At 64.3% G+C, this 13,426-nt stretch carries 11 protein-coding genes; 5 read left to right on the top strand and 6 right to left on the bottom strand.

The features are described from left to right. Nucleotides 1-125: 125 nt before the first annotated feature. From B4383_RS08600 to B4383_RS08575, 6 genes are all read right to left on the bottom strand, one after another. Nucleotides 126-1,232: an NDMA-dependent alcohol dehydrogenase gene (locus B4383_RS08600; protein WP_067992199.1), complete on the bottom strand. Its 1,107-nt coding sequence runs from the start codon at nucleotides 1,230-1,232 to the stop codon at nucleotides 126-128. Nucleotides 1,233-1,277: 45 nt separating this feature from the next. Beyond that, on the bottom strand, nucleotides 1,278-2,894 hold the full coding sequence (locus B4383_RS08595) for a fatty acid--CoA ligase (protein WP_078290122.1): 1,617 nt from the start codon (nucleotides 2,892-2,894) through the stop codon (nucleotides 1,278-1,280). A gap of 48 nt (nucleotides 2,895-2,942) precedes the next feature. Then, complete coding sequence (locus B4383_RS08590) at nucleotides 2,943-3,353, bottom strand: SCP2 sterol-binding domain-containing protein (RefSeq protein ID WP_067992196.1); 411 nt, start codon at nucleotides 3,351-3,353, stop codon at nucleotides 2,943-2,945. A 265-nt stretch (nucleotides 3,354-3,618) separates the two neighbouring features. Continuing rightward, a complete protein-coding gene (locus B4383_RS08585; RefSeq protein ID WP_067992193.1) occupies nucleotides 3,619-4,821 on the bottom strand; it encodes an FAD-dependent oxidoreductase in 1,203 nt (400 codons plus the stop codon). Continuing rightward, entirely contained in the window at nucleotides 4,818-6,209 is a 1,392-nt protein-coding gene (locus tag B4383_RS08580) for a cytochrome P450 (protein ID WP_011895434.1), read from the bottom strand. Before B4383_RS08580 ends, B4383_RS08585 begins: the two co-directional genes overlap by 4 nt. A 22-nt stretch (nucleotides 6,210-6,231) precedes the next feature. Continuing rightward, on the bottom strand, nucleotides 6,232-6,552 hold the full coding sequence (locus B4383_RS08575; protein WP_011895435.1) for a 2Fe-2S iron-sulfur cluster-binding protein: 321 nt from the start codon (nucleotides 6,550-6,552) through the stop codon (nucleotides 6,232-6,234). A 122-nt stretch (nucleotides 6,553-6,674) separates the two neighbouring features. Between B4383_RS08575 and B4383_RS08570 the strand changes: the two genes are divergently transcribed. From B4383_RS08570 to B4383_RS08550, 5 genes are all read left to right on the top strand, one after another. Beyond that, nucleotides 6,675-7,688 (top strand): helix-turn-helix transcriptional regulator, encoded by a 1,014-nt coding sequence (locus B4383_RS08570; RefSeq protein WP_041800299.1) that lies wholly within the window; start codon nucleotides 6,675-6,677, stop codon nucleotides 7,686-7,688. Between the two features lie 221 nt (nucleotides 7,689-7,909). Then, complete coding sequence (locus B4383_RS08565; RefSeq protein ID WP_067992190.1) at nucleotides 7,910-9,418, top strand: carboxylesterase/lipase family protein; 1,509 nt, start codon at nucleotides 7,910-7,912, stop codon at nucleotides 9,416-9,418. A gap of 386 nt (nucleotides 9,419-9,804) precedes the next feature. Next, nucleotides 9,805-10,572, top strand: a complete 768-nt coding sequence (locus B4383_RS08560) for an enoyl-CoA hydratase-related protein (RefSeq protein WP_011895438.1) — start codon at nucleotides 9,805-9,807, stop codon at nucleotides 10,570-10,572. A gap of 2 nt (nucleotides 10,573-10,574) precedes the next feature. Beyond that, entirely contained in the window at nucleotides 10,575-11,387 is an 813-nt protein-coding gene (locus B4383_RS08555; RefSeq protein WP_011895439.1) for a TIGR03084 family metal-binding protein, read from the top strand. Then, nucleotides 11,384-13,120: an acyclic terpene utilization AtuA family protein gene (locus tag B4383_RS08550; protein ID WP_067992188.1), complete on the top strand. Its 1,737-nt coding sequence runs from the start codon at nucleotides 11,384-11,386 to the stop codon at nucleotides 13,118-13,120. Before B4383_RS08555 ends, B4383_RS08550 begins: the two co-directional genes overlap by 4 nt. Nucleotides 13,121-13,426 lie beyond the last annotated feature (306 nt).

Raw genomic sequence — 13,426 nt, 5'->3', positions numbered from 1 at the left:
AACATTGCTTTCGATCGCTATCCGCATCAAAGCGTCAACGGTGAGAGCCCCTGACCCGCAGCATCGCCATCGTTGTACTGAGCTCGCTTGGTGCCGTTTTGCGCTTCCCTGCTTTCGGTGCTCTGTCAGAATCGGATGAGTCCTCGGATGTTGCGGCCTGACCGCATGTCGTCGTAGCCCTCATTGATCTCATCGAGGGTGTACTCACGGGTGATCAGCTCGTCGAGTTTGAGTTGTCCGGAGTTGTAGAGTTCGACGAGCCGCGGGATGTCGTGGGCGGCGTTGGACGAGCCGTAGAGGGCACCGCGGATCTGCTTTTCATACAGCGTTAATTCCAGCAGCGAGCCCGACATCGACGTGTCTTCGGGGTGTCCGATCGCGGTAATGACCACACGGCCGCGTTTACCGACCAGTGATAGCGCCTCAGCGGTGTAGGCCCCTTCGGCGACGTCGGTGGTCAAGACGCAGACGTCGGCGAGTTTGCCACGGGTGATGTCGCTGATCAGTGACCAGGCCTCATCGATGGTGGCAACGGCATGCGTCGCGCCGAAACCGCCAGCTTGTTCGCGCTTGAACTCCACTGGGTCGACAGCCACGATGGTCAACGCGCCAGCGATGCGGGCGCCTTGGATCGCATTCATGCCGATGCCGCCGGCGCCGATCACGACCACGGTATCCCCGGCGCGCACGTCACCGGTGCGTACCGCCGAGCCGTAACCGGTCGTGACACCGCAACCGATCAAGGCCGCCTTGTCCAACGGTGTCCCGTGGTCAACCTTGACCAAGGAGGCCTTCGGCACCACGGTGTATTCCGAGAACGTGCCCAGCAAGCACATCTGGCCGACATCCTCGCCGCGGGCATGGAAGCGGTAGGTGCCGTCGATCTGGGGTCCCATCATGATCGCCGCACCCATGTCGCACAGGTTTCCCATCCCGCGCGCGCAGTAAGAGCAGTGCCCGCAAGACGGCAGGAACGTCAGGATGACCGAATCGCCCTCGGCCAGGTCCTCGACACCTGCACCCACCTCGACCACGGTGCCGGCGCCTTCATGACCACCGACGACGGGCAGCGGAAACGGCAGATCACCGGTCACCAGGTGTTCGTCTGAATGGCACAACCCGCTGGCGGTCAACCGGACCAGCACTTCATCCGCACCGGGCGGATCCAGCTCGATCTCATCAACCTCCCACTTCTCTCCCAAGCCCCAGAGCACGGCAGCGCGTGTTTTCATGTGTGTCCTCTCCTCAACGTCGGTGCTTCCGTAGCAGTGGATGGTTCACGCCAGCGTCTCGACGGCGAGCTCACCGTCGGCATGCTGGCGGCGCAGCTTCTTCTTGTCGAACTTGCCAGTAGACGTCAACGGAACGTCGGCGACGAACGCCCACCGTTCCGGTAGCCACCACTTGGCCACCCGTGCACGCAGGAACTCAGTCAACTCCGCAGCGGTGGCGGTGCAGTCAGCGGCCAGGACCACCACTGCCAGCGGCCGTTCCTGCCACTTGTCGTCGGGCACTCCAATCACCGTGGCGGTGCGTACTGCAGGGTGAGCGGCCAACTCGTTCTCCAATTCCACCGAGGAGATCCACTCCCCTCCAGACTTGATCACGTCTTTGGCGCGGTCGGTGAGAGTGATGAACGCATCGGCGCTGATGGTCCCGACATCCCCGGTGCATAACCAACCGTCCGGCGACACCGCCGGACTGTCATGCTCGTAATAGGACTGAGTGATCCACGGGCCGCGGATCTGAATCTCCCCCACCGACAGTCCGTCCCAAGGTTGTTCTGCACCGCTGTCATCAACGATGCGCGCCTGCACACCGGCCACTACCCTGCCTTGGGTTCCCCGCAGGTAAAGGGACCTCTCCGGGGTGTCGGTGTTCCGCGGCAGAGCGACCGCAGCCAGCGGGGAGGTCTCAGTCATCCCCCAGGCCTGCACGATTCGGATGCCCAGTTCGTCATAGGCAGTCATCAACGACCTCGGAACCGCCGAACCACCGCACGCCACCATCTCCAGCGAACTCACGTCGTGGCCGGGATTGTCGCGCAGGTAGTGCAAGACATCGGTCCAGATCGTCGGCACAGCGCCCGCCATCGTGGGCCGGGCCGCCTCGATCATCTCCACCAATGGCCCCGCCTGCAGGAAACGGTCAGGCAGCAGAAGCTGCGCCCCCGCCATCATCGCCGCATACGGCAACCCCCAGGCATTAGCGTGGAACATCGGAACGATCGCCAACACCGTGTCGTCATGACCGATGCCCAAGGCGTTCGAGGTGCACGCCGATTGAGAGTGCAACCACGTCGAACGGTGGCTGTAGACAACGCCTTTCGGGTGCCCGGTAGTACCGCTCGTGTAGCACATCGCTGCGGCCGACTGCTCGTCGACGTCGGGCCAGTCGAACGTGCTCGGCTGGGCTGCCACCACATCGTCGTAGCGAAGGACGTCCTTTCCGCAGCCCTGCACTGCGGTAAGATCACCCGTGCCGGTCACCAGCACCGTGCGCACCGAGGTCATCGACGGCAACGCCGCCGCCAACAGGTTCAGCACCGTACCGTCGACGATGATCACCTGATCTTCGGCATGATTGGCGATCCACGTCAGCTGTTCAGGTGGCAGCCGCAGATTCAACGTATGTAGCACCGCACCCATCGACGGCACCGCCGCGTAACAGTCCAGGTGCTCCTGGTTGCTCCACTGCAGCGTCGCGACACGCTCGTCTCCACAAATGCCTATCTCGCGCAACGCATTCGCCAACCGCGCCGCACGCTGCCCCAACTCATGATACGACACCCCAGAGATCTGTTGGGGTCCGCGTGCGGTCAACACCTCGCGATCGCCATGGACTGCCGCAGCATGGGCCACGATCGCGGGCACCGTCAACGCAACGTCCTGCATCGTGCTCCTCATCGAGAGCCCGCCCGACAACCCTTGATGAGGCGACGGTCACGCATCGATGAGGTCCTGCCGATCCTGACTCTGCAGCATCAACCGGTACTCGGGGAACAGATTCTTGGCCTGCGGAATCAACTTGATCAACTTCGGCACCGGGCCCTTTGCGCGCACCGTCCCCTTGGCCATCGCCATCGTCAGGTTCACCTTGCCCAGCCAGAACTTGTTTCCAGTGTCCGCCGACATGAACAACTCCACGTTGGGCACCGCGGTACTGGCCGCTCCGGTCTCCACCACCTTCTTCGGCATGTCCACCGTTACCACCGCGTCCGGATCGGTGTAGTGCACCCGTAACACCACACCCGAATTTGCGAGCTTGTCCGCCAGTCCCTCCTTCTCCAAGCCCCGTTGAAAGATCCCACCCAAGAAGGCATAGACCTCGTCCTCGTCCTTGAATACCGCCACCGTCAATCTCCACCAATCTCGTTGTCAGAACAGAACAGTCGCGAGCATCGACTCAAGACGATGCTCCCCCCGCAAAAATCGTCACGCCTGTTGGCGACCTCCACTAGCTTCTGATGCGCTGCGGTAACACCGCCGAGGTGCCCGGCGGCATCCGCTAGCCAGTCCCCGCGGCCAGCGGAGTTGGATGGCGGTTCTCGCTGACGTTCGTCTCCGACACACGCGTCGCAATCGCAGTCGCCGTCCCATCGCCCATGCAGCCATGACCTCAGACCGAGCCGGCGAGCATGAGTTCGGCCCGTTCGACGGGGACCTGCTGCGTAATGACCCGCTTGCTGAACATGAAGTCGCGGGGGCGATTGATGCAGTCGGCGGCGATGAGCTCGCCGGCACGCAGGTAGAAGCAGGTGAAGTCGCGGTCGCGGGTCGGGTCGCCGCTGAGGACCACCTCGTCGTACCCGGTGTTGAGACCCGCGATCTGGAGCTTGAGGTCGTATTGATCTGACCAAAACCAAGGCAGCGCTGATATCTTCTTGGACTTCCCGCACAAAGTCGCCGCCGCGACTTTGGCCTGCTCGGCCGCACTGGGCACGGACTCCAGACGTATACGGCGGCCGTAACGAGCCATGTCGTGGCTGACGCAGTCCCCGGCGGCCATGATGGCGGAGTCGCTGGTCTGGGCTTGGTCGTCGATCACGACGCCGTTGTCGACGACCAAGCCCGCGGCAGCGGCGAGCTCGGTGTTCGGCTCAACGCCGATGCCGACAATGACGAGGTCGGCGGAAATCGATTCGCCACCGGCCAGGACTACTTCGCCGACTTTGCCGTCGCCAGACAGAGCCTCGACCCGCGCGCCCGTCTGGATGTTGACGCCCGCCTCCCGGTGGATCCGGTCGAAGAACGCCGATACCTCCGGGGCGGTCACCCGTTCGAGGACGCGCTCCGTCGCCTCGAGCACGGTGACCTCTAGACCCAACGCACGCAAGGAGGCAGCCGTCTCCAATCCGATGTAACCGCCGCCGATGATCACGGCTCGACGCCCCGGTCTGGTGGCGTCTCGGATCATCTCGACGTCCGCCGCGGTGCGTAGGTAGAAGACTCCGGCCAGGTCGGCGCCTGGGGTGGAGAGCCGACGGGGGCGCGCGCCCGTGCACAGCGCGAGCCTGTCGTAGGGCAGCACCTCGCCGGTGCTCAGCGAGAGGTGACCCGCTGCGCGATCGATTGCCTCCACCGTCGCATCCAGAACTTCGATTCGCAGCTTTGTGTAAAACTCGGCGCTGCGGATCGCGAGCTTGTCGACTGTGCAGTTCCCGGCCAGATATGCCTTCGACAGCGGAGGGCGTTGGTAGGGCGCTGCCGATTCATTGCCGACGAGGACGATCTCGCCGTCCCATCCTTCTTGACGAAGGCTGGCCGCCAGTTGGGCGCCCGCGTGGCTGGCGCCCACGATGACCGCTCGATGCAAAGTCATGCGCCGGCTTTCGGGGTGAGGCGGACCATCAGCTTGCTGATTCCCCTGACGAAGTTGGATTGCACGTATTCGGGCTCACCAATGACCTCGATCTTCTCGAAACGAGGAAGCAGCTCCTCCCACAGGATCCGCAACTGCATCTCGGCCAACCGGTTGCCCATACAGCGGTGGACGCCGAACCCGAAAGAGATGTGGTTGCGGGCGTTGTCCCGGTCGATGATGAAGTCGTCGGGCCGATCGAATACGCGCTCATCGCGGTTTCCCGATGCGTACCACATCACGACCTTGTCACCCTTGCGAATGAACTGACCATTCAGCATGGTGTCGGCCTTGGCGATCCGGCGCATGTAGGCGAGTGGCGTCTGCCATCGGATAATCTCGGAGTTCATGTTGGGGATCAGGTCGGGATTTGCTTTCAGCTTCTCGAACTGGTCCGGGTAGCGGTTCAACGCGAGAACGCCGCCGCTCATCGAGTTCCGGGTCGTGTCGTTGCCTCCGACGATCAGCAGCAGAAGGTTGCCCAAGAACTCCATCGGCCGGTCGATCAGGTCTTTGGTGCTTTCATTGCTCTGCAGCATGGTGATCAGATCGAACCCAGGCTCTTCTCCGGCACCGGTCCGGGCCGCCTTGTCGTGCCAGTGCCGGCTGAGATCTCGGGCCATGGCGCGCATGCCGACGAACGTCTCGTCAAGGTCCGAGGGACCGCCGTTGGTTTGCTCCATCGAGGTTGCCAGATCCGACCACTCGACAAGCTTGCGACGCTGCTCGTACGGAAAGTCCAGCAGGGTCGCAAGCATTCGAGCGGTCAGCTCGATCGAGACGTCGTGAACCCAGTCGAACGGCTGATCCACGGGGAGGTTATCCAGCACCTCCCTTACGCGCGAGCGAATCAGACCCTCCATTTCCCGTAGGTTCTTGGGTGCGACCACCCCTTGGACAGCCGCCCGCTGCAGGTCGTGGCGTGGTGGATCCATCGCGATGAACATCTTGATATCCAGGAAGCGGGGCGGCACCCCGATGACGATCAATGGCTCAGCGGAGAAGACCTCATGATTCTTGTCGACGGCCACGATGTCGGCATGCCGGGTGACGGACCAAAACGGGCCGAAGGCACTGTGCCGCTGATAATGGACCGGAGCTTCGTTACGCAGGCGCTCGTAGTATGACTGCCAGCGCCCCTGGCGATAGAGAAAAGGATTGCTGAGATCGATGTCGGCGAGTTCGACCTCCTCGGCCGGCGGAATAGGACGCTCTACAAAGAGTTTCTTCCCGTTCGTACCGGTCACCCAACGCCGAGTTTTGTCGTAGGCGTGTGCACCTTGAATCTGCAGGTCGATCGGGATGGTCGCCTGAACTTTCTCGGCGACCTTTTCAGAGATTTTTACCATGTTTGACCACTTCCCTTCGTCGTCACATCTGGAACTCCGGCAGATGGACGATCAAGCCGTCCCATGCCTCGGAGGCCGTCATCTGGCAGGACAGCCGAGAGGTCGGCTGACGCTCGGGGTTCATCGCGAGCATCTCCTCTTCGCCGACGCCGGAGGAGCCGACCTGATCGGACCACTGCGGATCGACGACGACGTGGCAGGTACCGCACGCCGCTTCGCCTCCGCAGTCGCCGTCGATGCCAGGCACTGCATTGTTGGTCGCGACCTGCATGAGTGACTGGCCTTCATCGAGAGGCACCTGGTGCTTGTCGCCGTCGTGGGAGACAAAAGTGACAACGGCCATTACCGACTCCTCTTAAGTTGCCCTGAATGTGAATACTTGTTAACAGGATTGTCCAATCCGAGCGCTTCCGCTATGTTTGCGCGGATCAGGAACTTGTGGATTGGGCTCAGGGGGCACGATCGGTGAAGTTCAGCAACGCCGGTGTGCCTCCGGTCGCGTTCGTGCAAATGCTGGAGAGCCAGGCACTCGACCCGGACGCCGTCGCGCGGCTTCGCACCATCATGGCGCGCGAGGGAACCGACGAGGCGACGCTGATGCAGCACGATGTCCAGGCGCCACTGCGGTGGTTTCGCGATCTGTACCCCGATCTAGACGTCGACCGGGCAACCCTGCTCGGCTTCTCGTTTGCAGGACAGGCACAGTTGACATCTTTCGGCCCGTTGAGCGTCCCGCTGGTCAGCGCAGGCTCGGTAGCCGAGATCGTCGAGCTGCTCACCTATCTACCGTTGATCACCACGGCGATCAATGCACAATTCCGTCCAAACGACCAAGGTCTCACCGTCGGGCTCTGGGGGCACACAGGCGATCGGGCCCTGGACTGCTTAGCAGTCACATATACCGGCTCGGCGTTGTTACGACTGCTGGACATGCTCGTCAGTGACGCGCTGACCGTCACGCTCCACTTGAGTTGGTCAGCGCCGGTCTCCCTGAACAAACTCGCGGCAGAGATGGTACTAGCCGGGCGCCTGTTCTTTGACGCACCGATGTCCTACCTTCATGTTCCCGTCAACGCGCTCAATGAAGTGTGCCGGTTCTCCGATCCCCTTGCGTATCGACTCGCCGTCGCCGAGCTGAGGCGGACCCTCGACGAGCAGAGCGGAGCCACGTCCTTCTCCAAGAAGGTGAGACGGTTGTTGGACGAGGATCCCGGACAGCGAAGTTGCCAGCGGGTCGCAGACGAACTCTCGGTATCCACCAGCACACTCAAACGCCGGCTCGCCGAAGAGGGCACCACGTTTCGCGAGTTGCGCCAGTCGTGTCTGCGGGAGAGCGCGATGATGCTGTTAATCACCCGATCAATGTCGGCAAGCCAGATCGCGACCGAGCTCGGATACGGCGATCTTGCTAACTTCTCACACGCCTTCAAGCGATGGACCGGCCGCTCTCCGAGCGAGTACCGACGCTCACAACGCTGAGGATGTCCCCGCACGCCCGGAGATAGCCGGTCATGGGTAGCTTCTTCTTCTGAAAAGAAGTAACCGGTGCTTAAGAATCAGCCACGACGTCACCGAACGGCCGTGGAGGCCGCTGACCGAAGTCGAGTGAGTCATCAGTAGCAGGCCAAACCGTGCCCGACACGGCGACTGAACGGCAGAGCCGGGCGCTGGTGTGAATAGTCATTCGCTATTGTCGATACATGCCAGCGAAGACAGTCCGCACCGAACTCACCTCGGGCGCCATCGAAGGATTCACGCGGGACGGCGTCAATCGCTGGCGTTCCATTCCCTACGCCAAGCCACCAGTCGGCGCGCTGCGGTTCAAGGCTCCCCAGCCGGTCGAAGCGTGGGACGGCGTCCGACCCTGCCACCGATTCCGCTACTGCGCTCCACAGCCCCGCCGATACACCATCGTCGGTCCGGGCAAGTTCCAGCCCATGAGCGAGGACTGCCTCACCCTCAATGTCGTTGCACCCGACGGCGGCTCGGACCGACCTCTGCCCGTGATGTTCTTCATTCACGGCGGGGCGTACTTCCTGGGCAGTTCCGCGACACCGATCTATGATGGCGCGTCGCTTGCCCGCAGCGGTTGCGTGTACGTATCGGCAAACTACCGCCTCGGCGCGCTAGGGGCTGTCGACCTGTCGTCGCTGTCCACCGCAGACATCCATATTGACGACAACCTCTACTTGCGTGACCTCGTGTCGGCGCTCAGGTGGGTACGCGAGAACATCGCGGCATTCGGCGGCGATCCCGATAACGTGACGATCTTCGGAGAGAGCGCGGGCGCGCACGCCGTTACCACTTTGCTGGCCGTGCCAGCGGCGAAAGGGCTTTTCGCACAGGCTATCTCACAAAGTCCGGCCGGCGCGCTATCCCGCTCCCAGGAGCTGGCCGCGGAGTTCGCCGCCAAGTTCGCATCCATTCTCTGCGCCGACGAGCGGGAGCCCGCCCGCCTCCTGTTGGCGGCGCGTCCGGCTCAACTGGTGAATGCATTCGATCGCTTGCTCACCACGAGTGCATCGGACCTTGCTGGCGGTTACCCGGTGGGATGCACATTCGGAACCGACTATCTACCGTCCGAGCCCATTCAAGCGATGCGCGACGGCAAGGCGTACCGTGTGCCGCTGATCGTCGGTACGAACGCCGACGAGGGCCGGTTGTTCACTCGCTTCCTCAAACTCCTCCCGACGAACGAAGCCAAGATCGAAGCGTTACTAGCGGGAGCGGAACCCACCTGTCGCGAGCGAATTACTGCTGCCTATCCCGAATATCCGGCCCCCGATGCCTGTATCCGACTGGGGGCCGACTTCACATTCGGATCGACACTGTGGCAGCTCGCGGATTCCCACAGTCGGCACGCCCCCACATATCTGTACCGCTATGACTTCGCCCCGCGAACTCTGCAATGGGCCGGGCTGGGTGCCACCCATGCGACGGAGCTTCTTGCGGTGTTCGACGCCTACCGCACGCCGCTCGGTCGGCTACTCAGCGCCGGAGCCGATCGCCGCTCGGCCCTACGCGTGAGCGACGACATGCAAGGGCGCTGGGATGCTTTCGCACGCACCGGAGTTCCAGGAGACGGCTGGCCGCGCTACACCAGCGACGCCCGTCCGGTCCTCGTCTTCGATCGCGCTTCGCGAGTGGACAACGACCCCCACGCCGACCGCCGGAAAGCATGGGAAGGTTTTCAAGTCCTCGGACGCTGACGAGCGGTTCCCCGCGGCGACGCATGCGTTCACAGCATTTGGCACCGATTGTTTCTGGGAGCCAAGGGTGAAACGGTGGCAAGGAGCACCTCCGGCGTGCCAATCCCAAAAGGCCGAAGAGGGCCACATTCTTGCCGAGGACTTGACGTACGAATGCAACCCCGTGTTGCGGCCTTGGGATCCGATCTCGTCAATCGCTCGAACCGAATGCGGCCGACGAGGTGGCGAACCCAACATTTACGGAGCTGGCCACGCCGGTCGGGTTGCGCCGCCGGACGCAACGCGTTCGCTCACCAACTGGTCCTCGCGACATTCTGCCGGGTAACGTACTGCGAGTGAACGAGCCCTCACATCGGGAGGGCGGGTGCCGATCAGGACGGGGATTGATGAGCGAGGAAGCGATCACCTACGAGGTCGTCGACGGGGTGGCCTGGTTGACGATCAATCGCCCCGAGGCACGGAACGCGCTCAACGGGGCGGTCCGGCAGGGACTGTTCCACAGCGTTCACCGCTTCAACGCCGACGACTCCGCCAAGGTTCTGGTGCTGACCGGGGCAGGCGATAAGGCGTTCTGCGCCGGAGGGGACCTTAAAGAGATGGCGGAGACGGCGCTCACGGTTCCGCCGCCAGACTTCGCGCCGCAATTCGGGCGCAACATCCAGGTCGCCAAGCCGACCATCGCCGCGGTGAACGGCGTCGCCTTCGCCGGCGGATTCCTACTGGCCCAGCAGTGCGACCTCGTCATCGCAGCCGAGCACGCCAGGTTCGCGGTCAGCGAGGTCAAGGTAGGCCGCGGCTCGCCATGGGCTGTCCCGCTGTCGTGGCTGCTGCCGCCGCGGATTGCGCTGCAGATTTTGATGACCGGCGACCCGATCACTGCCGAGCGCGCCCGCGAGGTAGGCATGGTGAACGAGGTCGTGCCCGCAGCGGAGCTGCGGGTACGAGTTCAGGAGATCGCCCTGCGGATCGCTTCCAACGCACCGCTGTCCGTACTCGCGGCAAAAAAGACCGTATACCTCTCCGCAGCGCACCACCTGACGGAGGCCTACGCCCACGCCGACCAGATATGGGAGCCGGTGTACCTCAGCGCCGACGCGCTAGAGGGTCCCGCCGCGTTCCGCGAGAAGCGCACACCGGTTTGGAAGGGACGTTAGACGTGGCCGTGCCGATGGAGTCCTTGATCACCGACATCGGGGCGGAAACGGCCGAGCTGTGGTCACTGATCGCCGAGCTGCCCGAGGGGCAAGCCGGGTGGGACGCGCCCACCCCCGCGGCAGGCTGGGCGGTCCGCGATCAGATCAGCCATCTTGCGTTCTTCGACGACGCCGCGGTGCGCTCAGCCACCGACCCCGAAGGGTTCACGGCCGAGGTGCTGCCCATGCTCGCCGACGGCCGGATCTCCCCGGACACCATCGCCGAGCGCTACCGGCCGATGCCGACAGCGGAGCTGCTGTCCTGGTTCGACGGCGCGCGCCGCGCCCTCGTCGCTGCCTTCGCAGCGATCGACCCCTCGATGCGGGTGCCGTGGTTCGGCCTCCCCATGAGCGCGGCTTCCTCGCTGACCGCGCGGATCATGGAGACCTGGGCGCACGGTCAGGACATCGCCGACGCGCTGGGAGTGACCCGTGTGCCCTCGGCCCGGTTGCGCCACGTCGCCCACATCGGCGTGGGAGCGCGGGCGTTCAGCTACATGGCCAACGGCCTGGAGGTGCCCGAGGAACCCGTCCGTGTCGAGCTCACCGCACCGGGGGGCACGCTGTGGACCTGGGGCCCCGACGGCGTGCCCAACCGGGTCACCGGCACTGCGCACGACTTCTGCCTGCTCGTCACCCAGCGCAGGCATCGCGACGACACCGCACTGCACGTCACCGGTCCGCTCGCCGACCAGTGGCTCTCCATCGCGCAGGCCTTCGCCGGACCTCCCGGTGGCGGGCGCACCGCAGGACAGTTCGACGGAGGTGTGTCGTGAGGGACCCGGTACGCATCGGAAATTGCTCGGGCTTCTACGGCGACCGGATCGCCGCGGCGCGGGAGATGGTCGAGGGCGGGACGGGCGAGCAGAGCATCGACGTGCTGTGCGGGGACTACCTCGCTGAACTGACGATGCTCATCCTGGCGAAGGCCCAGGCGAAGGATCCGGCGGGCGGTTACGCGCGCACGTTCCTGACCCAGATGGAGCAGGTGTTGGGCACCTGTTCCGACCGCGGTATCAAGATCGTGGCCAACGCCGGTGGGCTCAACCCGGCCGGGCTGGCCGTCAGATTGCGCGAGCTTGCGGACCGGCTCGGTATCACCGTCCGGATCGCCCACATCGAAGGTGACGACTTGCGCGGGAACCTCTCCGCGATCACCCCTGCGGTCGGTGAGGTCAAGCCGGTCTCGGCCAACGCCTACCTCGGGGGTTGGGGTATCGCCGAAGCGCTGGGTGCGGGCGCCGACGTCGTCGTCACCGGACGGGTGACAGACGCCTCGCTGGTCGTCGGCCCGGCCGCCTGGTGGCACGGGTGGGAGCGCACCGACTGGGACCGGCTCGCCGGTGCCGTCGTGGCCGGCCACGTCATCGAATGCGGACCACAGGCCACGGGCGGCAACTACGCCTTCCTCGACGAGATCACCGACCGTCGCTACCCGGGCTTCCCGATCGCGGAGGTGGCGGCCGACGGCTCGTCGGTGATCACCAAGCACGCCGACACCGGGGGGCTGGTGTCGGTCGGTACGGTCACCTCCCAGCTGCTCTACGAGATCGCCGAGCCGGCCTATCTGGGGCCCGACGTGGTGACTCACTTCGACACGATCTCGCTGGCCCAGCAGGCCGAGCACCGGGTGGCGATCACGGGTGTCACCGGCAGCCCGCCACCGGAGACGCTCAAGGTGGCGCTGAACGAGGTCGGGGGCTACCGGAACACCATGACGATGGTGCTCACCGGCTTGGACCTGGAGGCGAAAGCCGCGTTCGCGCAGCAGCAGCTGTTCGACATCCTCGGCGGCCGGGGATCCTTCGCCGAGGTCGACGTCCGGTTTCTGCGTTTCGACACACCGGACGCCCCCACCAACGACCAGGCGTGCGCGCACTTGCGGATCACGGTCAAGGACACCGACCCGCGCAAGGTCGGCCGGGCGTTCTCGAGCGCAATCATGGAGATCGCTCTGGCCGGGTATGCCGGCTTCCACACCACCACGCCACCCACGTCGGAGTCAGTGTTCGGCGTGTATCGCCCAGCGACCGTGCCCCGGTCGAGCGTGACGCAGGTCGTGGTGCTGCCCAACGGTGAGCGCCGGAGGATCGCCGATCCGCCGACCGGTAGCGTGCCGGCCGCGAAGGTCCGGGGCAGCGCGGCAGCCGCGCCGCCGACCGAGCCGACATGCCGCGCGCCGCTGGGCGCGGTTCTGGGCGCGCGGTCCGGCGACAAGGGCGGCAACGCCAATATTGGTCTCTGGGCCCGCGACGACGCCGGCTATGCCTGGGTGCGCGAGCACTTAACCGTCGAGCGACTGCGCGGGCTGCTCGGCCCGGAGGCTGCGCAGCTGCGCATAGAGCGATTCGAGCTGCCCAACCTGCGTGCGCTCAACGTTGTGGTGCACGGGCTGCTGGGGGAAGGCGTGGCATCCTCGACCCGGCCGGATGCCCAGGCGAAGGGCTTGTGCGAGTACCTGCGCTCCCGCATCGTGGACATACCGCAATCCCTTGTCGGCGCGACCTGACAAATCCCGAATTTGGAGTAGCCGGGCCACTCTGTCGACGTATCGCCAATCAAGTCGCCGTCCTCTGCCTGCTGCTTGACGTAGCCCCTTTGCCAAAGCCGTGTTGCCGAACGATGTGATGACGATCGGATGACGCCAACAGCGTCCGGCAGACGGAGAGATGGCTTTGTCCAGTTCCTTGCCGAACTGGACATCCAAAGAGGGCGCAGCGATCTGCCCACGCGGTTGCCGATCTTGGCCAATGAGCGGGCACATCCACGAATGGGGATCACACGCGCAGGCGCCAGCCACCTGCCACTGGGCGTC

This window comes from Mycobacterium sp. D16R24, from assembly GCF_002013385.1.
Classification (GTDB): domain Bacteria; phylum Actinomycetota; class Actinomycetes; order Mycobacteriales; family Mycobacteriaceae; genus Mycobacterium.
Note: the sequence above shows the minus strand (reverse complement) of the source record. Positions and strands in the feature narration are given on the sequence as shown.

Coding starts and splice junctions, on each gene's coding strand:
- B4383_RS08600 (WP_067992199.1), bottom strand. CDS start 1,232: ATGAAAACACGCGCTGCCGTGCTCTGGGGCTTGGGAGAGAAGTGGGAG.
- B4383_RS08595 (WP_078290122.1), bottom strand. CDS start 2,894: ATGCAGGACGTTGCGTTGACGGTGCCCGCGATCGTGGCCCATGCTGCG.
- B4383_RS08585 (WP_067992193.1), bottom strand. CDS start 4,821: ATGACTTTGCATCGAGCGGTCATCGTGGGCGCCAGCCACGCGGGCGCC.
- B4383_RS08580 (WP_011895434.1), bottom strand. CDS start 6,209: ATGGTAAAAATCTCTGAAAAGGTCGCCGAGAAAGTTCAGGCGACCATC.
- B4383_RS08575 (WP_011895435.1), bottom strand. CDS start 6,552: ATGGCCGTTGTCACTTTTGTCTCCCACGACGGCGACAAGCACCAGGTG.
- B4383_RS08565 (WP_067992190.1), top strand. CDS start 7,910: ATGCCAGCGAAGACAGTCCGCACCGAACTCACCTCGGGCGCCATCGAA.
- B4383_RS08560 (WP_011895438.1), top strand. CDS start 9,805: ATGAGCGAGGAAGCGATCACCTACGAGGTCGTCGACGGGGTGGCCTGG.